Below are 20669 nucleotides of genomic sequence, written 5' to 3' on the forward strand. Positions count from 1 at the left end.
GGATTGCCAGCGATGGCGTCATCCGCCGCACCACCAACTACAGCCCCATCTGCTTACTGATGATCTCGTTCATCACTTCCCGAGTCCCCCCGCCGATCGAAAGAATCCGGTTATCCCGATACAACCGCTCCACCAGACTTTCGCGCATGTAACCCATCCCACCCAATATCTGCACCGCATCGTTCGTAATCCGGTCAGCCGTGTCAGTGGCAAAATTCTTGGCCATGGAAATCTCCTTGATCACACTCTGCCCCACCGCCATTTTCGCCGCTTGCCGATAGGTAAATTCCCTTGAGACTTCCAGTTCGGTAGCCATCTCGGCGAGGCGATGCTTGATCACCTGGAACTTGCCGATGGGTTTGCCGAAGGCTTCACGCTCCCGCGCCCATTTCAGGCTTTCCTCCAGCGCCAGCTGTGCGGTCATGTTGGCCATCAGCGCCAAAGCCAGGCGTTCGCTCTGGAAGTTACCCATGATGCAGGCGAACCCCATGTTTTCGCTGCCAATCAGATTGCCTACAGGCACACGGCAATTATCGAAGAACAATTCGGCGGTGTCCGACGCCCACCAACCCATTTTCTTCAGTTGCCGTCCCACGGTGAAACCGGGCGTGCCCTTCTCGATCATTAACAGGCTGATGCCGGCGAAACCCGGCTCGCCGGTACGCACCGCGACGGTGTAGAAATCCGCGCGTACGCCACTGGTGATAAAGGTTTTACTGCCGCTGACCCGGTAAACATCACCGTCACGCACGGCGCGGGTTTGCAGGTTGGCGACGTCGGAACCACCGCCGGGTTCGGTAACGGCCAAGGCACTGATTTTCTCACCGGACAACACCTGTGGCACAACCCGATCTCGGACGTCCGGCCTGGCCCATTTGAGAATCGGCGGCAAGCCGATATCCAGCGACCCCAGCCCCGCCACCAGGCCTCCAGAACCACAGCGCATCAACTCTTCGCTGGCGGCAACCTTGGCGAACAAATCGCCTTCGTGGCTGCCACCGTATTGCTCCGGGTAGCCGATGCCGAGGATTCCCGCCGCACCGGCCTTGAGGTAGAGCTCGCGGGGAAAGCTTTCAGCTTCTTCCCACTGATCAATGTCCGGAAGAATCTCGCGCTCGACGAAACGTCTGACGCTGTCGCGGACCAATTGGTGGCTGGGATCGAAGTATTCCTGAAAGGCAGGCATCGGCGAACTCCACTGAAGGGTTCAGCGACGTTAACCGAGCGCTTGCTTGGTTTTCAACAGGATTGTTTGAATCAGGGGGATCGAGGTGTCTGCATCGCCAGCAAGCCGGCCCCTACAGACCGTTTGAAATGTAGGAGCCGGCTTGGTGGCGATGGCGTCTGTGCAGACGCCACGATTACCTGGTTTTACAAGAGAGAGATTGAAGATCAAAAGATCGCAGCCTTCGGCAGCTCCTACAGAAAAAACACCTATCCCTGTAGGAGCTGCCGAAGGCTGCGCTCTTTTGCTGTTACAGCGAAATCGGCTTACGCCCCGCAAACGAATGCGCCAACGTCCCGCCATCCACCAATTCCAGCTCGCCGCCCAACGGCACGCCATGGGCGATGCGTGAGGCGATCAGGCCTTTGCTGCTGAGCAATTGGGCAATGTAGTGCGCGGTGGCTTCGCCTTCCACGGTCGGGTTGGTGGCGAGAATGACTTCAGCAAAGGTGCCCGCCTCTTCGATCCGCGCCATCAATTGCGGGATGCCGATCGCTTCCGGCCCCAGCCCGTCGAGCGGCGACAAGTGGCCTTTGAGCACGAAGTACCGCCCGCGGAACCCGGTCTGCTCCACGGCGTAGACATCCATCGGCCCTTCCACCACACACAGCAACGTGTCGTCGCGCCGGGTATCGGCGCATTGCGGGCAGAGGTCATCTTCGGTCAGCGTGCGGCACAAACGGCAGTGACCGACCCCATCCATGGCCTGGCTTAGGGCCTGCGCCAGTCGCGAGCCGCCGCTGCGATCACGCTCGAGCAACTGCAACGCCATGCGCTGGGCGGTTTTCTGACCCACGCCTGGCAAAACGCGCAGGGCATCGATCAGTTGGCGAATCAAAGGGCTGAAGCTCATGGGGAAAAAGTCCGACAAAACAACGAGACGCGGTTTATACCCGCGCCTCTGATTAGCGTCAAATAGCAGCGTCGATTAGTCAGTCCCGGGCGACCCGAATCACCAGTTTGCCGAAGTTGCGTCCTTCCAGCAGACCAATGAATGCTTCGGGCGCGTTCTCCAGGCCATCGACCACGTCTTCGCGGAACTTAACCTTGCCATCACGCACCCACGGCGCCATGGCGCTGACGAATTCCGGCTGACGGTCACCGTAGTCGTCAAATACGATGAAGCCTTGAATCCGCACACGCTTGGTCAGCAGCGTGCGTTGCAATTGCGGCAGGCGATCCGTCCCACTCGGCGCTTCGGTTGCGTTGTAGGACGCAATCAGGCCACACAGCGGAATACGTGCCTTGGGATTGAGCAACGGCAGCACGCCATCGAATACCTTGCCGCCGACGTTTTCGAAATAGATGTCGATGCCCTTGGGGCACGTCTTGGCCAATTCATCGGCGAAGTCCGGGCTCTTGTGGTCGACGCAGGCATCGAAGCCCAGCTCTTCGATCACATAACGGCACTTGTCCGCACCACCGGCCACGCCCACTACGCGCAGGCCCTTGATCTTCGCCACTTGCCCGACCACCGAACCCACTGCGCCGGATGCTGCGGCGACCACCAGGGTCTCGCCGGACTTCGGCTGACCGATGTCCATCAAGCCCATGTACGCGGTCATGCCCGGCATGCCGAGCACGCCCAAGGCCATTGACGGGCTCGGCAGGCCCGACGGCACCGGGATGATGCTGCGACCGTCATTGATGCTGTGGCTCTGCCAGCCAGTCGAGCCGACCACCAGGTCACCTTCCTGAAACTTGGGATGCAACGAGCGTTCGACCCGGCTGACAGCGCCACCGGTCATCACCCCGCCGATTTCCACTGGGGCCGCGTAGGACGGCGCGTCACTCATGCGCCCGCGCATGTAGGGGTCCAGCGACAGAAAAAGGGTCTTGAGCAACACCTGACCGTCGGCCAGTTCGGGCAGCGCCACGCGTTCCAGGCGGAAATTCTCCGGCGTCGGTGCGCCTACCGGACGGGAGGCCAGGACGATGCGTTGGTTGAGGGTCATGGGGTCGGACATGTCAGCGTCTCCTTGAATGGGTGAATTCGGGGATATAGGGAGCAGACCTTTGTGGCGATTTCGCGTTCGATGTTTCTACCATACGACCGAGTGGACTTCATCGCGAGCAGGCTCGCTCCGCACTGGAATGCGTTCAACTGTGCGAGCCTGCTCGCGAAAGCGGCCTGACAGTCATCACATTACCGATAGCCAGAAACAAAAATGCCAGGCGCGATGCCTGGCATTTTTTTGTAGCTCATCTGCCGTCTGAAGGCGAATCAGAATGGCAGTTTCATACCCGGTGGCAGTTGCATGCCAGCGGTCATGCCGGACATTTTGTCCTGGCTGTTGGCTTCGATCTTGCGAACGGCATCGTTCACCGCTGCCGCGAACACCGCTTCGAGCATTTCCTTGTCGTCTTCGCTCAGGCCTTCGACCAGGCTTGGGTCGATGGTCACGCGCTTGACGTCATGACGACCGGTCATCACCACGGTGACCATGTCGCCACCGGCCTTACCGGTGACTTCGGCGTTGGCCAGCTCTTCCTGCATCTTGGCCATTTTTTCCTGCATCTGCTGTGCCTGCTTCATCAGGCCGGCCATGCCACCTTTCATCATGGGAATCACCTCAAAAGTACTTGGATAAAAACAGCGCACGGCCCTTACGACCGAACGCCTTCAGTTATTAGCCCTGACTGGCCAGGGCTTCGACAGGTTCAATAGTATCGTTACGGATCACCGCACCGAACTGCTGCATCATTTGCTGGATGAACGGATCACCGTGGATCGATTCCTCAGCCTCGCGCTGACGGTCGGCACGACGACGGGACGCCGCCTGCGCCGGGGTTTCCTGCTCGGGCTTGATCAGCTCCATGCTCAGGGTCAGCGTGCGCCCGTGAAACTGGTTCAACGCATCGTTGAGACGACGTTGCTGGGTCGCGTTGAACAAGGCGCTGTGGGCCGGGTCCAGGTGCAACAGCCAGTTGTCGCCATCCACGGCGATCAGCGTGCAGTTGGCGGCGATGCTGCCGGTCATGCCGGAAATCGGCAGTTTCGGGAACAGCTCCAGCCATTGCAGGGCCAGACCGGTTGCCGGCGCTGCTGCGGGCTCAGGCTCGGGTTCTGGCGCCGGCTCAGCGGCGTGCTCGCTGGCCAGTTCGTCGAGGTAACTGTAGGCCGAATCGATGTCCGGCTCGATGTAGTCTTCGTCCAGCGGCGGCTCGTCGTCCAGGTCCATGCCTGGCGTGGCGGCATCGACCTCGGCCACGGACGGTTCCGGGATTGGTGCAGCGGCCCATTCCGGCGCGTCCGGCACCACGCTGTCCGGCGTCGGCAACGGCATCGGCGGTAATTCGGGTTGTTCGCTGGTGGTTTCCAGTACCGGCTCGACCGCCGGCTGCTGAACAGGCGCAGGCTCGACCGGGTCATTCCACGGCAGGTCGACAACCTCCTCGACCACGACCGCCTCGATCACAGGCTCAGGCTCAGGTACGACGACCGGCGCAACAGGCTCAGGCTCGGCAACCACTGCCTCCGCAACCGGCGCAGGAACCACGGGTGTAACTGCCGCAGCGACTACCGGCGCAACAACTCGCGCGGCAGCCACTGAATTTGCGGAATCAACTGTGGCCTGGCTGATCCCCACTGGCTTTAGCGGTTGCCTCGGGGCATCCGCAGTATCGGCGGGCCGGAAGGCGAGCATCCGCAGCAGGACCATTTCGAAGCCACCGCGCGGGTCCGGTGCCAGTGGCAAATCGCGGCGACCGATCAGGCCCATCTGGTAATAGAACTGCACGTCTTCAGCCGGCAAGGCCTGGGCCAGTGCCAGCACCCGGTCACGATCGCCGTGGCCGTTGTCGACGCCTTCAGGCAAGGCCTGGGCGATGGCGACACGGTGCAGCACGTTGAGAATTTCCGAGAGCACGCCGTTCCAGTCCGGGCCTTGTTCGGCCAGATGACGAACGGCTTCGAGCAACCCCTTGGCATCGCCTTCGATCAGCGCATGCAGAACGTCATAGACCTGTCCGTGATCGAGGGTGCCAAGCATCGCCCGCACGTCGGCGGCCATGACTTTGCCTTCACCGAAGGCAATTGCCTGGTCGGTCAGGCTCATAGCGTCGCGCATCGATCCGTCGGCGGCGCGGCCCAGCAACCACAGTGCATCGTCTTCGAACGGCACGTTCTCGACGCCCAGCACGTGGGTCAAATGCTCGACCACCCGCTCCGGGGTCATGTTCTTCAGGGAGAACTGCAGGCACCGCGAGAGAATCGTTGCAGGAAGTTTCTGCGGGTCGGTGGTGGCCAGGATGAACTTGACGTAGGGCGGCGGCTCTTCAAGGGTTTTCAACAGCGCATTGAAGGAATGGCTGGAGAGCATGTGCACTTCGTCGATCAGGTAGACCTTGAAGCGGCCACGGCTTGGCGCGTATTGCACGTTATCGAGCAGCTCGCGGGTGTCTTCAACCTTGGTGCGACTGGCGGCGTCGATCTCGATCAGGTCGACGAAGCGGCCCTCATCAATCTCACGGCACACCGAGCACTCGCCACAGGGCGTCGAAGTGATACCTGTTTCACAGTTCAGGCATTTGGCAATGATCCGCGCGATGGTGGTCTTGCCGACCCCGCGGGTACCGGTGAACAGGTACGCGTGGTGCAGCCGCTGGCTGTCCAAGGCATTGATCAGAGCCTTGAGCACATGGGTCTGGCCGACCATTTCGCGGAACGAGCGCGGACGCCATTTACGTGCAAGAACCTGATAACTCATCGAAAACCATCACCACTGGAAAGCAGAAGCGGCTAATGCTAGCGGAGCAAGGCCAAAATTGCATCCGGTGGACTCGTCTAATCTGGCTAAGCTGCGTTTTGGGGGCTTTTTGTTTCATCGATAACGGAGCGTTTATGCGGCTGGCCTTGGGGGCATTGCTGTTGATCAGCCTGGATGGCGTGGCCGCTGATGCGCCGTTGCGCTTCGTGGTGCCCGACAGTTGGGCGATGCCGATGGTGCAACTTGAGCGTGGCCGACCGACTCAAGGCATCCTCTACGACGTAATGCTCAGCCTCGCGACCCAGGTCGGCGTGCCCGCTGAATTTCACGTATTGCCTCGCGGACGCGTGCAAAACGCCATGGAGCACGGCGAGGTCGATGTGCGCTGTTATGCCGCGCAGTCATGGATGCCGAACCAGTCTGGCGACTACATCTGGAGCATCCCGCTCTTGACGCAACCCGATTTGCTGATCAGCCGCCCTGCCGCGCCCGCCACGGTGATACCGGCGAAACTGTCACACCAGTCCATCGGCACCGTGCTCGGCTATAGCTACCCGACCCTGCAACCGCTGTTCGATGCCAACGAGCTCCATCGCGACGACGCCCGCAATCAGGAACAGGTCCTGGAAAAACTCCACGCCGGGCGCAATCGCTATGCCGTCAGCAATCAATGGACCCTGGACTGGTTCAATCAGCGCCTGTTGCCGGAGCAGCAATTGCAACGTGTGGCAGTGTTGCAGGAGCAGCGCGTCGGTTGCTATGTGCGCAACGACCCCAAGGTGCCGGTGCAACGGATTCTGCGGACCTTGCTGCGGATGAAGATGTCCGGGGAGATCGACGACATCATTCGGCTCTATATTGGCGGCAAGTCTTAGCCCAGCGCCGGGCATAAGACTGGTTTGGGGGCCGCTTCGCGACCCTGCGGGAGCAAGCTCCCTCGCCACGGGGTGGCCTCCTCCGCTTTTTTGGAGACGACAAAAAACCGCCCAGGACGATTAATCCATGGCAGTGCAATAAAAAGTATTTTTAATCAGATAACGCGACAGAGGAATCGCGGTGCGTTATGGAGGCAACCCCACCAGCCACACCCCGGCACACAATGTTCCCGCTGTGGCTGCTGCCTTCCGGCTCTGACCAGGTGGCATGCCAGCATGCTCGGGTATCGTTGCAAACCTTATGGGGTAAGGGTTTCAGGCTTTGGAGGTTGCAGGATATCTACCGTGCGGACTCACCGCACGGGCAGTCAACGCTTTGAGGTGTGGTCAGCATTGTTCCACTCTGCTGTTCCACTTTGGTGTTCCACTCATGGCCTATATCGTCCGCCGCCAGTCCGACTACTACCTGAACATTCGATTGCCCAAGCATCTGTTTCCGAATCGTCACACCCTGCGTATGTGCTTGAACTTGCGAGAGCGTCAGGCTGCATTATTCCTCGCCAGCTCACTGGCTCAGCAAGTGCTCAACCATCTATTTGAACACCCGATGACAGACCTCCAGACGCTGCGTAGGTTGTGTTCGGAGTGGCGAGACTCTGCTCCCTTAACAACAATCCAACCTGCTGCACGGAAGGCGCCAACCAATGCTGTGATGCGGAACAGCGATGGCCCTACCCTAACCACCTTGTCCAAGCTCTATATAGAAGAAGGAAAACGCGGTGGTACGTGGCGGGAGGTCAGCACCTTCGAGGTGGAACGTGCTCTGCGTGATCTGTTCGAGCTCATGGGCGACATGCCCGTCGAGGCGTTCGACACACAACAAGCCAGACTGCTGAAAGAACGGTTGAGCCGTTGCCCGCAATACTTCGGCCTACGTCCTCAATATGAAGGTAAGACGTTGAGACAAGTTGTCGATTCGGGTAGCACTTACAAGACCATCACGGCAGTCACGGTGAACAACCGGTTACGTAAACTCTCTGCTTTCCTCAACTGGTGCAAGGCGAACGGGTACATCGCGGACAACCCACTGGTGGGCATGAAAGTGATGACGGGATCGGCCAAGGAGGCACGGTTGTCCTTTGATCGACACGATCTGACGACCCTGCTGGATTTGGCTGCACTCAAAGCAGAAGCCCGTAAGCATCCATGGCGTTACTGGTTGCCGCTGCTGGGGCGTGCCACAGGGGCTCGGCTGGAAGAACTCTGCCAACTACGTGTGGATGACTTCATCGAAGAACAGGGCATCCCGTGCATCCGTATCGATGACAGCCGCGAAGGTCAGAACCTGAAGAACTCCAGCAGCCGACGCATGCTCCCCTTGCACCCTGCCCTGATCGACCTGGGGCTGTTGCAGCATGCTGAGTCAGTCAGGAGCACCGGAACAGATCGTCTGTTCCCTGAACTGGAAGCCGTGAGGGGGAAACTGGGCCACGCCCCATCGAAGTGGTTCGGTCGGTACAAAACCAAACTGGGCATCACCGACCCGAGGAAGACATTCCACAGTTTCCGGCATACTTTGATCGATGAACTGCGGGACGCCGGGGTACAGGACTCACTGATCAAGCGAATCGCGGGACACGAAGACAGTGCTGTGACGTTCGGTATTTATGGGAGCAGGATACCGTTGAGAGCGATGGTGGAAGCACTCATACATATAAAACCCTTCAACACTACATTGGATACTCCACTCTAGACATCAGCCAGCGTCGTACTGTCGCCAGAAGGTGCCGCATGACCACCGATTTGCACACCGCTTGTGATGACTTCGACAAGGCGCTGGAAAACCTACTGAGCATGAACTCCATCTTGCGGGAGGACTTGGATGCACTTCTCGACGTGTTTAAAGATGATCACAGCAATCAGGTGCTTCGGCGTAATCTTGTTCGTGCTTCGTGGGCCTACGTTGAAGCCATTACGTATGCACTCAAACACATGACCTCGATTATCGTGGATGCTGGTGCATACGAGCTCGAAACTAAGCAAGCTGAGTTCCTTGAGGACGAGCGAACGGACACACTCAAGAACGTCAAGGAGACAATCAAGCTCGTAGCTAAAGTATTCAAGGTACCCGAGCGCGACTTAGGCGGTGGAACTGACTGGTGCAATGTAAAACCGACACTCAAAATTAGGGATCGTCTGGTCCATCCGAAGTCGGCAGAAGAACTGCGGATAGAAGACTCCGAGTGGGAGGCCCACAAGAATTGCTTCGTATGGTTGGTGCGTGCCTTTGACGGCCTACTCAGTGACATCAATGACCAGTACAGCCAACGCCAGTGTAAGGACACTCCGAAAGCGTGAGATCACCACCCATCACCAGCAGATTGAACATTACCGATCGCCATTATACTGTACAAAAATACAGCTTCTGGTGCGTATGTGATGGATGAAGATTTGATTGATGACTCGGGCTTTGAACTGGGGATGCCTTCTCGTGAAGAGATGCTGAAGCATCAGTGCACCTTGCTGTGTGCTGAGCTTGAGACGACACAAAAGGACTTGCGGAGGGCTCACCTAAACATTGCCAAGCTGATCATCATGCACCGTGACAGCTCCACCGAACTAACCACCTTGAAGGTTGAACACGAGCGCCTACGATGGAAGCTGAGTGACCTGTACCGCCAAGAGAGTGAACGTGAAACGGCACGGATGGGCTACCAGTATGGGGACCACACCAATGACAAGACCTAGGCCCAGGTCAACGGTGTGACATGGTGGACCCAGCTCCCTTAAGGTGAAAGACTGAAAAACCTAGTGACGACTCAGGACCAACAGCATGGATGTCAATTTCCGGCTGCTCCCCACAAACGGCGATATCGTAATCGTCGAGGATGAACCCCTGCTACGTGACCTCATGGAAGAAATCTTGAGCGAGGTTGGTGCCGCCTGTGTTGCATTCTCGACCGCTGATGACGCACTGATCCACTTGCTGGCCTCGGACACCCGATGTGCACTCATCATCGCTGACCATGGCCTGCCGGGACAGGTTCAAGGTGCTGAACTGGCGGAGCTTGCCCGAGACAGATGGCCCGATACACCGGTAATCATTACAAGCGGTTGGACCGACACTTTCATTGGGCTACCCCCGGCTACTAACTTCCTTGCAAAACCGTGGTCGCTGGAAGATCTGGTGATGGCGGTTGCCAATCTACTTCAACCGGGTGTTCCGCCTACGGACATCTCAAAGCGTTGAGCCGCCTTTCCACAGAACTCATGCCCGCTCCGCTGGGACAAGTGCAACTCTCGGTTTGATCCAGATTCCAGCGGCGAAAATAATGATGGGCACTTGTCCGTCAGAATCACTCGGTTCTACCGGCACGGAGAAGCAAGGCTACTACTACCGATATGAGAATATTTCTTAATTATAAAATAAACCTTCCGCCCTTCTGGATCAGTCTGCGAGGCGAACTAGGGCTGTCTCCACGCGCAGTTATCCAGGTCATAGATGTGACAAAGCCCGCCATGGCGAGCCTGTAGGCGCTGTAGAAGCGTTACATCTTGGCGACACGCTGCACTGTAGACAATGCGCATCCAACGGTTGAAGCGGCTTTACGCAAGCTCATGCCAGACCCTAGAGCATCCTTGATGCGGGCGTGTAGATCCTGATCAACCTGCCTGCCCTTGTATGCACCGTTGTCCTTGGCGTTAGCGATGCCCTGCTTCTGACGACGACGGCGATCTTCATAATCTTTCCGCGCTACTACAGCCAGCATGTCGAGCAACATGCCATTCACGGCTGCGATCATTCCCTTAGTGAAATCGTCTATGCCCTTGGCAGGCTGCAACACTGCATGACTGGTGGACAGGTCGAGCGATACCACCGTCACCTTCTTGGCTGCGATCTGAGTCTTCAACATGTCCCAGTCTTGGGCAGTGAGTCGGGACAGTCGGTCAACACCTTCAATCAACAGCACGTCACCCTCATGGCTGTCTTCCAGCAGACGGAACAACTCAGGGCGGTTGAGCTTGGCGCCAGATTCGTTCTCTACGTAGAAGGCGGCGATCTTGTGACCATGCTCGGTGGCGAAATCGATTAGCGATTGTTTGGCACGGGTAGCGTCTTGGGAATTGGTCGAAGCGCGGAGATAGGCCCGGATGAACATGATGATTTTCCCTTTGTACCGTTTTGGATGTACCGATTGTGCGTGTACCGATATGAATTAGAAAAGCGATATTTCGGTACATGGGAAAATCTTCGATAGACGGTACTCGCTTGGGTATACCCATAGCGGTACTACACGCCGAACGTCTTAAAGTAGGTCAGGACAGTCAGGACAAAGGTAATAAACACGCCGATACCTCCAACCAGAGACGACCAGAACACCCAGCGCTTCCAAACTGGACGATTCGCTTCCTTCTCTTCCTTCTGAGCCTTAGCGGCTTGTGCCTGCATCACTCTCACGATGTGAGGCGTCTCGACTGTTATTTCATGCACAGGAGCCCGAGGCGATCCCAGCTTCGTTGGGAAGTCCTGTGACAGTACGGCACTGATCCGAGCCAGTTCTTCAGACTCCTTCCGCAACATCTCTGCATCAACGATTGGGTTGCCCGTTTGCTTCTGCGGGCTCACTGGTTTCTTCAAATCTGAAATCGATGGCATGACACGTCTCCTCATGGGCAAATCCCCGGAAGCAAGGCTTGCACACAAAATGACAGGCAGCAAGAAGAAAATGCTTGACTATTGCTGTATGCAGCATACAGCAAGCTTTTACTTGCGATCCCTTGTAATAAATTGGCGTTTTGGTGCGTGAATCTTGAAATCTGTGCAATTTAACTCGCTTGAACGCTCTCACGAGGAAAAGCTTAACCCGCTGCACCTGTCGAGGGCCGTGGAATCAGGGCTCCAGCCATGGGCAACTTACTTGTCCCAGGTCAATCGTGTGAAAGCCCTAGGGGATATGCTGAGTTAATCGAGGTTGTTTCAGGGTTTCCACCGAGCACGCTGGTTTGGACCGAACTACCCCGAAACGTGGACTTCTTATCTCCACCTCCCTCATTCCGGCCTTCCCGGTAAGCAGACACCCTATGAGCACCAAAACATTCGTTGTGTTCGTTCTAGCCCTAGGCATCGTCTGGGTGGTGCTGGTGTGTGGTGTTTCAGCGTGGTTTACCCGAGAGCCCATACCGCAACTGTCGGGTGTCCATGCCACAATGCAAGCTGCTGAATAACCAGACAACAGCAAGGACGACATGAACAAAATGAGCGGGTGGCAACGGTTAGGGGTGGTGTTGAGCGTAATTATCGCCTTGCTGACAATCAGCTGGAAGTACGACTCTTTCCCGACAGAGAAGCAGGCGTTCTGGGTGCTTAGCGACAGGGCTAAACTTTTGGTGTCCTGTGAGGCATATTTCGGAAACATTGATGGGCAGGAAAAGGCTGTAGGAGATTGTTCCGCATATGCGAAACAGCAAGCAGACGGCAACTTAATGGTGGAAGTGGATCAGTACAAAGACCGGCTCAATACGCTGACTGAGAGGCAAGTGAAGTTTGTGGCGTATTACGCCGCATGGTGGGCTGGGTTAAGCCTGATCATGTACATCATCGCAATATCCATTAAGTGGGTGTACCGGGGCTTCCGCCCTAAGAAGGCATGACCTCTTGGAACTCCGTTCCCTCGCCCTTATACTGTTCCATGTAAAGGCGTATCCCTCCTGAAGAGATTCATCATTAATTATTTAATCAAGAACAACCTACAGAGAGTACAGAGGTGAGCCCGGCTCACGGGAATACTATTATGAACTTCCGTTTACGGACAATACTATTCACAGCTCACGCTGTGTGGTAAGTCACCGCGACTTGCTCCACAGATACAACATCGAGCAATTGCACAGAACGGAGTTCTACACAGGATACCTATTCAAACGGTACTACATCGCAGGCGACAGCCTTGAAGTTACAACCCAAAGAGATTGGCGGATGAATTGATATATATCATTCCGCCCAAACCCTTGAACTGCCGTTCATTGCAGGAAACACCGTAGACCTTCCGGTCTTGCACATACACAATAAGACATGACCACAATCCAGCTTCGCTGTTGCACTTGATCTTGTTTGTAGTGCAAGAAGGGAATACGTGAGTATTCAGGTGTTCACCTATCAGCGATAGCTGAAGACAGTAAACTTCAAGCTAGAGACTACATTGAGATTCTGGGATTGATAATTATCAATAATCCCAGCTACACCTTCGGGCTATCGCCTCTCTCACAGAGTATACAGTCGCGAAGTCCCTTCACTGAAGTACACATGTAAGCTGTCGCTTACCGTGCAAGGCAACGTCAAAAGCGTCGTTCGCTTCGTTCTCTTATAATATCTGTCGTTAATTGTGCATCAGCGCTTCCCGCTTCCAGTTGCCTGCTGTGTTCCTGTGGACTCCAAACCGTTTGGCTACGGCAGTAACTGTTACAGTTTGGTCTTGCCGGAACAGCTTCATCGCTTCTGCCTTGTCGGGTGACTCCCCCCGAAGGTATGCACTACGCTCTTTCCAGAACGCCTCAAAGTCCAACGTATACTCAAATTGTTCCATCAGTTCCGGATGGCCCTCAAGATGACGCATCAAGCCTCCAAGTGCAATTCGCGCCGCTTGTACAACACGCTCAACTTGGCGAACGCCCATAGGTTCAAGGTTGTGGTTGCAGAGAGCTGTGGCTGCGCTCTCCGTACAGATTTCGGATTGGTATAACACCCTCCGAACGTCACTTGGCGATACGTTGAAGCGTCCAGTCGTCGCAGTTAGACCATTTTCATGCTCTACCTGTATACCGCACGCTCCGATGATATAGCCATCTATCCAATCGGCGGAGTATCCGTCGAAATTGAAGTACTGCAAGAATCCGGCTAATGGATTGGTCAGTACAACGACTGGTCGACCGGCATTCGATGCCAAGAGGGCTTGTTGTGGAAACTGGATGATATCTGCCGAGCTTTGCTGTGAAGCTTCTGGCCCCGCAGTGATCTCAAGTGGAGTGCCGTCATCAAACATAGTGAAGTTTGGTCGGTAAGCGGTCGCCTTCACTTGAGGCAGGTAGCTGTATGGCTCTGGTGTAAGTTGACTGTGCACGTAGCAACCGATGATTTCGCCAGTTTGCTTTTCGACAATCAGGTTGTCGACACGGAGAGTGCGGTTCTCGTCACGGGCTTGGCGAAGTTGAGCGAGAGTAAGCGGATTGATGTCTGTATGGGGCGGCGAGGTGGTAGCGTGCTGCATGGATAGTTCTCCTTGTTCAGTTCTGTTCAATAGGCAGTTCCTCTCGGGTAGTGCCGGGTTGGGTTATCAAATCGCAGGCACGACAAAACCGCGCTCTGAGATCACCTTGGTTGGTGGCAGATGCGGTCTGGTTGTTGCGAAGAGGTGGTCATCATACTAGTGCGAACGAAAGAAGTCAAGTAGCATCACTCTAAGAGCGCCTATGATGCGTTATGAGCAACGCTCTTCATGGAGACTGCAGGGTTCTAGCAATGCACTTATTGTAGCCCCTGCGTGAGCTAAGAAGCCTTCCTGCTGGCCTTCAGATTGCCTGCTATCTATCGAACTTCGTCTATTCACCGTAGTGCGAAGTAGGCGAATACCACTGCAACGAGGACGAATACAATTCTGATAGTCGCAAGGTTGTTTGAACTGGTGTCAGACTTCAGTTGGTGATAGCTCTCGTTTTCCGTCATTCCTTGTGACTTATAGTGCATCAAACTGTTGATCTTGTGATCGATTCGAGCATTCTTGCCGTGATTGACCGACGCAACAATTATCCAAACAATCGCCCAAAAACCGAGCGTTGGTATGCATAGCAACAAATGAAGCACGTGGTTTGTTTTCTTCTTCTGACTAGTCAGAACAAAAAGCTGTTCGTTCATTATCGCATCCGTTCTGTTAGTAATCGTCACTCTACGATAGCTCATAGCCACCATCATTGCAGCACGACGGGTAGAGATAGCGAAGTGATAGTGTGACCGTTGCGACGAAGCTTAGGAATGTCGACAAGCCGATAGGTTCGCAGCTCTTCACCTAATGGCGGAGACAGGGACGCCAAACCACTAGACTTTGTGATTCAGCCGCTTCTTCCGAACTTTTGTATAGAGAGAGGCTGCCGCCGAAAAGAGCATCATCCCTCCCGCGATAGAAACAATGACAGGGGCAGCAGTAACGATGGCAGGAGCACTGACGACACCAACCGTTACTCCCAGTGCAGTCAATCCCGTAGGAGCGGCAACCGTTGCACCAGCCATTGTCGCGGCGGCCACCAACCTGCCAGCTTTAGCCGCAGTATCAGCGTGATCAGCAACTCGATCTCGATGGTCGTCGAGCTTCTTTAATAGAGTCACCGCCGCCCCTACCAGCGCCTTAACTTTACCCATCCGCCACTCCCAGTGCATGCCAATGAATTAGCCTGATAGTAGCCTATCGCCACAAAAGCTGTTGGGGAATTCACTTGCTCAGCCTTTAGCAAAGACGGCACGAGTCAGACACCAGCGTAGAAAGATCGTCCGCGAGACGGAGGAACTTGGAGTCGAGGACTTCGGTGGGTAAAATGCCCAGCACAGTGCACCACTTCGGTGTACCTAAACGCTGTCACACTTCGAGATTTTTTTCTGATAAATCCTTGAGAATTCAAGGACTTAGAGATAGGTGGTAACCCCACCAGCCACACCCCGGCACACAATGTTCCCGCTGTGGCTGCTGCCTTCCGGCTCTGACCAGGTTCACGGGTAATCGTTGCGGGGGGACCGATGGGGTCACCATAACGACGCTCACCTGACGGCGAGCCGCGCCATTGTACCTATCTGAGACGAACTTACAACCGTTCGGGCGGATTAAAAAATATGAGGCGCGTCAAGGACATGCGGGATACCGAAAAAGATCGCAGCCTTCGGCAGCTCCTACAGGTCTTTTACCACCTCATCCGCCCTGCCGCCCTCGCGCTGAATCACCAGGTGAATGAAATGCAGCTTGGCGATCACCGCTGGCGGCAACACGAAGGGATAGAAATCCGGCTGCCCCATGCTGCGTGACAGCTCATTGAGCATGCCAGCCAATTCGATCCACGCGTTGACGAATGACAGAAACGCCGCGCCGCCCGGATGCTGCGGATCGTAAAGCGTGCTCGAAGGGAACGGTTGATAGTCGAAATCCATTTCCCGGGCACTCATGCCAAATCCGAGCGCGGTGTCCACCGCGTCCATCATGTGCAGGTAGTGAGCCCAGGTTTCCGCCCAGTCTTCCCAAGGGTGCATGGTCGCGTAGGCGCTGACGTAATGCTGCTGCCAGTCAAGCGGTGCGCCTTGCTGATAATGCCGCTCAAGAGCCTCGGCGTAGCTCTCACGCTCATCGCCGAACAAGCCGCGAAACGGTTCCAGCCAATCACTGTTGGCGATCAACCGGTCCCAGTAGTAATGCCCCACCTCATGACGAAAATGCCCAAGCAGCGTGCGATAGGGTTCGCGCATCTGCACTCGCACTTGTTCGCGATGGGCGTCGTCGGCCTCTTTGATGTCGAGGGTGATCAAGCCGTTGGCGTGGCCGGTGGTGGGTGCCTTGCCTTCGAGATCGACGCCGATGACATCGAAGGCCAGGCCCGTGTCTTCATCGACGGTTTTCGGGATGACCTGCAATCCGAGGCTGACCAACTGCGCGACCAGACGCCGCTTGGCGGTTTCCACCTTGCGCCAGCGATCGTGGTTTTGCGCAATCGACAAATCGGGAATGGTGCGATTCAGGCTACAGGCGATGCACAGCGCATCATGATCGTTGGCGGGCAGCAGCCAATTGCAGGCGGCCGGGGAATCGAGGTTGGCGCAGCGGCGCAATTCACCATATTCAGGATCGACGTCGAGCAGCCAGGTATCGGGTTGCGCGCCCGGTTGCAGCGAGGACAAGCGACTCTGCTCCGGTTGATAACCCAACGCTGCCGAACAGGCCAGGCACTGACTGTTGCTGAAGAACAGCGACTGCCCGCAACGGCAGGACCAGACTTTGCTGTTGCGCGAAGTTTCGCCCATGAAAGGGGCGGCGATGCGCGAGCTGAGCTGCTCAAAGAAACGGTACATGGCGATCTCTCCCTGGGGCTTGCCAAGACTAGATCATCGCTTCGCCGTGATCGTTCCGTTTTGTAGATGACACTCGTGACGCAGAACCCTTTGTGGCGAGGGAGCTTGCTCCCGCTCGGCGGCGCAGCGGTCGCAAAACCAGAACATGCGGCGTGCCTGGTAAATGCGGTGATTGGATGGGGCTGCTTCGCAGCCCAGCGGGAGCAAGCTCCTTCGCCACAGGGAATTGCGTCAGGCTTCGATGCCGTGCTCTTTCAGGAACAGCACAAACGCCTCTTCATCCAGCACCTTCAGCCCCAGCTCATTGGCCTTGGTCAACTTCGAACCCGCACCCGGGCCTGCCACCACGCAATGGGTCTTGGCCGAAACCGAGCCCGCTACCTTGGCGCCAAGACTTTCGAGTTTGTCCTTGGCCACTTCGCGACTCATCAGCTCCAGCGAACCAGTCAGCACCCAAGTCTGACCAGCCAACGGCAAGCCTTCGACGACTTTCTTTTCGCTGTGCCAGTGCATACCGAAATCGGCCAGTTGCTTTTCCGCCGCTTCGGCAAGCAGCCGGTTTTCCTCGACCGCGAAAAACTCGCGAACCGCATTGGCCTGTTTCTCCGGCAGCGCCTGGCGCATGTCCAGCCAATCGGCGCCAATCACGCCTTGCAACGTACCGAACCTGTCCGCGAGTTTCTGCGCCCCGCCCGGCCCGACCGAAGGAATGTGCAGCTTGTCGAGGAAACCGCCCAGCGTGGTACTGGCGGCGAACTCGGCACCCAACTCACCCTGATCCTGAATCTGCAAGCCGTGCTTGAGCAGATCGGCGATCACCTGTTGGTTATGCGCATCTTCAAAGAAGCTGTGAATCTCGTGCGCCACTTCCAGCCCGACATCCGGCAAGTACGTCAGCACTTGCGGCAAAGCCTGCTGCACCCGCTCCAGCGAACCCAGGGAGCGTGCGAGGACCTTGGCCGTCTCTTCGCCGACGTCCGGAATCCCGAGGGCGTAGATGAAGCGCGCCAACCCCGGCTTCTTGCTGTCTTCGATGGCGCTGAGCAATTTCTTGCTCGACAGCTCGGCAAAGCCTTCGAGATCGACGATGTCCTCGAACTTCAAGGCATACAGATCGGCAGGCGAATTGACCAACCCTTCATCCACCAGTTGCTCGACACTTTTGTCGCCGAGTCCTTCGATGTCCATGGCCCGGCGGGAAACGAAGTGAATAATCGCTTGCTTGAGCTGCGCACCGCAGGCCAGTCGACCGACACAGCGATACACCGCACCTTCGCTGACTGTCTCGCGACCTTTGCTGCGCTTGACCAGTTGCGTGCGCTCGACGTGAGAGCCACAGACCGGGCACTGCTCCGGGATCTGCACCGGACGTGCATTGTCCGGGCGACGTTCAAGCACCACTTGCACCACTTGCGGAATCACGTCGCCGGCGCGGCGGATGATCACCGTGTCGCCAATCATCAGCCCCAGACGCGCCACTTCGTCCATGTTGTGCAACGTCGCGTTGGCCACGGTGACACCCGCCACCTTGACCGGTTTCAGACGCGCCACTGGCGTGACAGCACCGGTGCGGCCGACCTGGAACTCCACGTCGAGCAACTCGGTAAGTTCTTCCATGGCCGGGAATTTATGGGCGATGGCCCAGCGCGGTTCGCGGGCGCGGAAACCCAGTTCACGCTGGGAGGCAATGCTGTTGACCTTGAACACCACGCCGTCGATTTCATAGGCCAGCCCGTTACGGCGTTCACCGATGTCGCGGTAGTAATCCAGGCACTCGTCGATGCCGTGAGCCAGTTTCAATTCGTGGCTGATTGGCATGCCCCAGGCCTGGAGCTGCTTGAGGTTGCCGATATGGGTATCAGCGATATCCGCAGAAATCTGGCCGATGCCGTAGCAGCAGAACTCCAGCGGCCGATTGGCGGTGATCTTCGAATCCAGCTGCCGCAAGCTGCCCGCCGCCGCGTTGCGCGGGTTGGCGAACGTCTTGCCGCCGACTTCCAGTTGCGAGGCGTTGAGCCGCTCGAAACCGGCCTTGGACATGAACACTTCGCCGCGCACTTCCAGGGTTGCCGGCCAGCCCGTGCCGTGCAGCTTGAGTGGAATGTTGCGCACGGTGCGCACGTTGACGCTGATGTCCTCGCCGGTGGTGCCGTCGCCGCGCGTGGCGCCGCGCACCAGTACACCGTCCTGATACAGCAGGCTCACGGCCAGGCCGTCGAGTTTGGGTTCGCAGCTGTATTCCACGGCCGCGCCGCCACCGAACAGATCGCCGGCGGGCAGATCCAGCCCTTCGGTTACGCGACGGTCGAATTCACGCATGTCGGTTTCTTCAAAGGCGTTACCGAGGCTGAGCATCGGCACTTCGTGGCGCACCTGCGTGAACGCCGACAGCGCCGCGCTGCCCACTCGCTGGGTTGGCGAGTCGCTGGTGATCAGCTCGGGATTGGCGGCTTCGAGCGCCTTGAGCTCGTTGAACAACCGATCGTATTCAGCGTCGGGAATACTCGGCTCGTCCATCACGTGATAGCGATAGTTGTGCTGATCGATCTCGGCACGCAGCTCTAGAATGCGGTTTTTGGCGGCAGTCATGGGTGTTCTCTCATAAAGCAAAAGAGCAGCCGAGGCTGCTCAATTTTTTAAATCACAGTAGCTCAAGGCTATGGACATTGTGGCGAGGGAGCTTGCTCCCGCTCGGCGGCGTAGCCGTCGTAAATCCTGCAACCTCGTTGTACCTGGCACAACGAGGCGGATGGCCTTGGGGCCGCTTCGCGACCCAGTGGGAGCAAGCTCCCTCGCCACAAAAGCGACTTTAGCGCTTCTGGGTCAACGCGCGGCGTTCGAACTCGACGATGCGCTGACGGTAATGCTCGATCGTTTGCGCGGTCAGCACGCTGCGCTGGTCGTCCTTCAGTTCGCCGTTCAGTTCCTGTGACAGCTTGCGCGCCGCAGCGACCATCACGTCGAACGCTTGCTTCGGATGACGCGGACCCGGCAGACCGAGGAAGAAGCTCACCGCCGGGGTACTGAAGTGGTCGATGTCGTCCAGGTCGAAAACGCCAGGCTTGACCGCGTTAGCCATCGAGAACAGCACTTCGCCGTTACCCGCCATGCTTTCGTGACGGTGGAAGATGTCCATTTCGCCAAAACGCAGACCGCTTTCCAGAATGTTCTGCAACAGCGCCGGGCCCTTGAAGCCGGCGGCGTCACGACAGATCACGCTGATGACCAGCACTTCTTCCGCTTGTGGCTGCTCTTTGTCGCTAACCGACGGCGAAGCCTTGGTGTCTTCCGGGAAATCCTCATCACGGCTGCTGAAGCTCGGGCCGCCATCCAGGTCCAGGCTGAGGTTCATGTCGCCCTGCGAAGGTTCGCCATGACCACGCTTGCCGCGCTTGGAACCCGACTCACGGGCTTCACGGGCCGGCATGCTCACAGACGGCAGATCATGCTCGTCCAGTTGCGGTTCCTTGTGGTTATCCAGCACGCGGGGCGGGCCCAACAGCTCGGCGCTGGTGTCCTCGTCCGGCAGGTTGGACAGATTTCTATCAAGACGGAACTTCAGTTTTCCCTTGCCGCCGCGCATACGGCGCCAGCCATCGAAAAGAATACCGGCAATGACAATAATGCCGATGACGATCAGCCACTCGCGCAGACCGATTTCCATGTAATCCCGTGCCTCTATAAAAAATGCTGAAAAATAAGGGGTTTACAACCTGTAAACCGCTTTAAAACGTGGCGCCAACTCTATGTTCTGACAGGCGTTT

At 56.9% G+C, this 20669-nt stretch carries 19 protein-coding genes and 1 other RNA gene; 6 read left to right on the forward strand and 14 right to left on the reverse strand.

Annotated features, from left to right (window positions below):
- Positions 1 to 37: 37 nt before the first annotated feature.
- From NL64_RS09815 to dnaX, 5 genes are all read right to left on the reverse strand, one after another.
- A complete protein-coding gene (locus NL64_RS09815; RefSeq protein WP_034147928.1) occupies positions 38 to 1186 on the reverse strand; it encodes an acyl-CoA dehydrogenase family protein in 1149 nt (382 codons plus the stop codon).
- Between the two features lie 289 nt (positions 1187 to 1475).
- Positions 1476 to 2078: a recombination mediator RecR gene (gene recR, locus NL64_RS09820; RefSeq protein ID WP_034147929.1), complete on the reverse strand. Its 603-nt coding sequence runs from the start codon at positions 2076 to 2078 to the stop codon at positions 1476 to 1478.
- Between the two features lie 79 nt (positions 2079 to 2157).
- A complete protein-coding gene (locus tag NL64_RS09825; RefSeq protein ID WP_034147930.1) occupies positions 2158 to 3192 on the reverse strand; it encodes an NADP-dependent oxidoreductase in 1035 nt (344 codons plus the stop codon).
- A 257-nt stretch (positions 3193 to 3449) separates the two neighbouring features.
- Positions 3450 to 3788 carry a YbaB/EbfC family nucleoid-associated protein gene (locus NL64_RS09830; RefSeq protein ID WP_008028561.1) on the reverse strand — a complete coding sequence of 113 codons (339 nt, stop codon included), beginning with the start codon at positions 3786 to 3788 and terminating at the stop codon, positions 3450 to 3452.
- A gap of 67 nt (positions 3789 to 3855) precedes the next feature.
- Positions 3856 to 5934, reverse strand: coding sequence for a DNA polymerase III subunit gamma/tau (gene dnaX, locus NL64_RS09835; protein WP_034147931.1), 2079 nt, complete (start codon positions 5932 to 5934; stop codon positions 3856 to 3858).
- Between the two features lie 134 nt (positions 5935 to 6068).
- On the opposite strand from dnaX, the gene NL64_RS09840 reads away from it, so the two are divergent.
- The 5 genes from NL64_RS09840 (at position 6069) to NL64_RS09860 (ending at position 10059) form a co-directional block, all read left to right on the forward strand.
- Positions 6069 to 6809: a substrate-binding periplasmic protein gene (locus tag NL64_RS09840; protein ID WP_034147932.1), complete on the forward strand. Its 741-nt coding sequence runs from the start codon at positions 6069 to 6071 to the stop codon at positions 6807 to 6809.
- A gap of 430 nt (positions 6810 to 7239) precedes the next feature.
- Positions 7240 to 8562 carry a site-specific integrase gene (locus NL64_RS09845; RefSeq protein WP_034147933.1) on the forward strand — a complete coding sequence of 441 codons (1323 nt, stop codon included), beginning with the start codon at positions 7240 to 7242 and terminating at the stop codon, positions 8560 to 8562.
- 38 nt (positions 8563 to 8600) lie between these two features.
- A complete protein-coding gene (locus NL64_RS09850; RefSeq protein ID WP_052321233.1) occupies positions 8601 to 9167 on the forward strand; it encodes a hypothetical protein in 567 nt (188 codons plus the stop codon).
- 81 nt (positions 9168 to 9248) lie between these two features.
- Positions 9249 to 9557, forward strand: a complete 309-nt coding sequence (locus NL64_RS09855) for a hypothetical protein (RefSeq protein WP_034147934.1) — start codon at positions 9249 to 9251, stop codon at positions 9555 to 9557.
- A gap of 85 nt (positions 9558 to 9642) precedes the next feature.
- Positions 9643 to 10059 (forward strand): response regulator, encoded by a 417-nt coding sequence (locus tag NL64_RS09860; protein ID WP_034147935.1) that lies wholly within the window; start codon positions 9643 to 9645, stop codon positions 10057 to 10059.
- A gap of 298 nt (positions 10060 to 10357) precedes the next feature.
- Here NL64_RS09860 and NL64_RS09865 read toward each other — a convergent pair whose 3' ends face one another.
- Positions 10358 to 10969, reverse strand: a complete 612-nt coding sequence (locus NL64_RS09865; protein ID WP_034147936.1) for a recombinase family protein — start codon at positions 10967 to 10969, stop codon at positions 10358 to 10360.
- 131 nt (positions 10970 to 11100) lie between these two features.
- Positions 11101 to 11466 carry a hypothetical protein gene (locus NL64_RS09870; protein ID WP_034147937.1) on the reverse strand — a complete coding sequence of 122 codons (366 nt, stop codon included), beginning with the start codon at positions 11464 to 11466 and terminating at the stop codon, positions 11101 to 11103.
- 590 nt (positions 11467 to 12056) lie between these two features.
- Here NL64_RS09870 and NL64_RS09875 point away from each other — a divergent pair.
- Complete coding sequence (locus tag NL64_RS09875; RefSeq protein WP_034147938.1) at positions 12057 to 12461, forward strand: hypothetical protein; 405 nt, start codon at positions 12057 to 12059, stop codon at positions 12459 to 12461.
- Between the two features lie 722 nt (positions 12462 to 13183).
- Here the strand turns inward: NL64_RS09875 and NL64_RS09880 are convergent.
- The 7 genes from NL64_RS09880 to zipA form a co-directional block, all read right to left on the reverse strand.
- Positions 13184 to 14071, reverse strand: coding sequence for a hypothetical protein (locus NL64_RS09880; RefSeq protein WP_034147939.1), 888 nt, complete (start codon positions 14069 to 14071; stop codon positions 13184 to 13186).
- Between the two features lie 335 nt (positions 14072 to 14406).
- Positions 14407 to 14715 carry a hypothetical protein gene (locus NL64_RS09885; protein WP_034148017.1) on the reverse strand — a complete coding sequence of 103 codons (309 nt, stop codon included), beginning with the start codon at positions 14713 to 14715 and terminating at the stop codon, positions 14407 to 14409.
- A 180-nt stretch (positions 14716 to 14895) separates the two neighbouring features.
- Positions 14896 to 15216, reverse strand: coding sequence for a hypothetical protein (locus NL64_RS09890; RefSeq protein WP_034147940.1), 321 nt, complete (start codon positions 15214 to 15216; stop codon positions 14896 to 14898).
- A 278-nt stretch (positions 15217 to 15494) separates the two neighbouring features.
- Positions 15495 to 15591: signal recognition particle sRNA small type (gene ffs / locus NL64_RS29510), an RNA gene on the reverse strand.
- 147 nt (positions 15592 to 15738) lie between these two features.
- Positions 15739 to 16905: a zinc-binding metallopeptidase family protein gene (locus tag NL64_RS09895; protein ID WP_034147941.1), complete on the reverse strand. Its 1167-nt coding sequence runs from the start codon at positions 16903 to 16905 to the stop codon at positions 15739 to 15741.
- A gap of 231 nt (positions 16906 to 17136) precedes the next feature.
- The gene (ligA, locus tag NL64_RS09900) at positions 17137 to 19494 is read right to left on the reverse strand and encodes an NAD-dependent DNA ligase LigA (protein WP_034147942.1); all 2358 of its coding nucleotides are present in this window, start codon (positions 19492 to 19494) and stop codon (positions 17137 to 17139) included.
- Between the two features lie 220 nt (positions 19495 to 19714).
- The gene (zipA, locus tag NL64_RS09905) at positions 19715 to 20569 is read right to left on the reverse strand and encodes a cell division protein ZipA (protein WP_034147943.1); all 855 of its coding nucleotides are present in this window, start codon (positions 20567 to 20569) and stop codon (positions 19715 to 19717) included.
- Positions 20570 to 20669 lie beyond the last annotated feature (100 nt).

The sequence above is a fragment of the Pseudomonas fluorescens genome, from assembly GCF_000802965.1.
In the GTDB taxonomy this organism is placed as follows: Bacteria; Pseudomonadota; Gammaproteobacteria; order Pseudomonadales; family Pseudomonadaceae; genus Aquipseudomonas; species Aquipseudomonas fluorescens_A.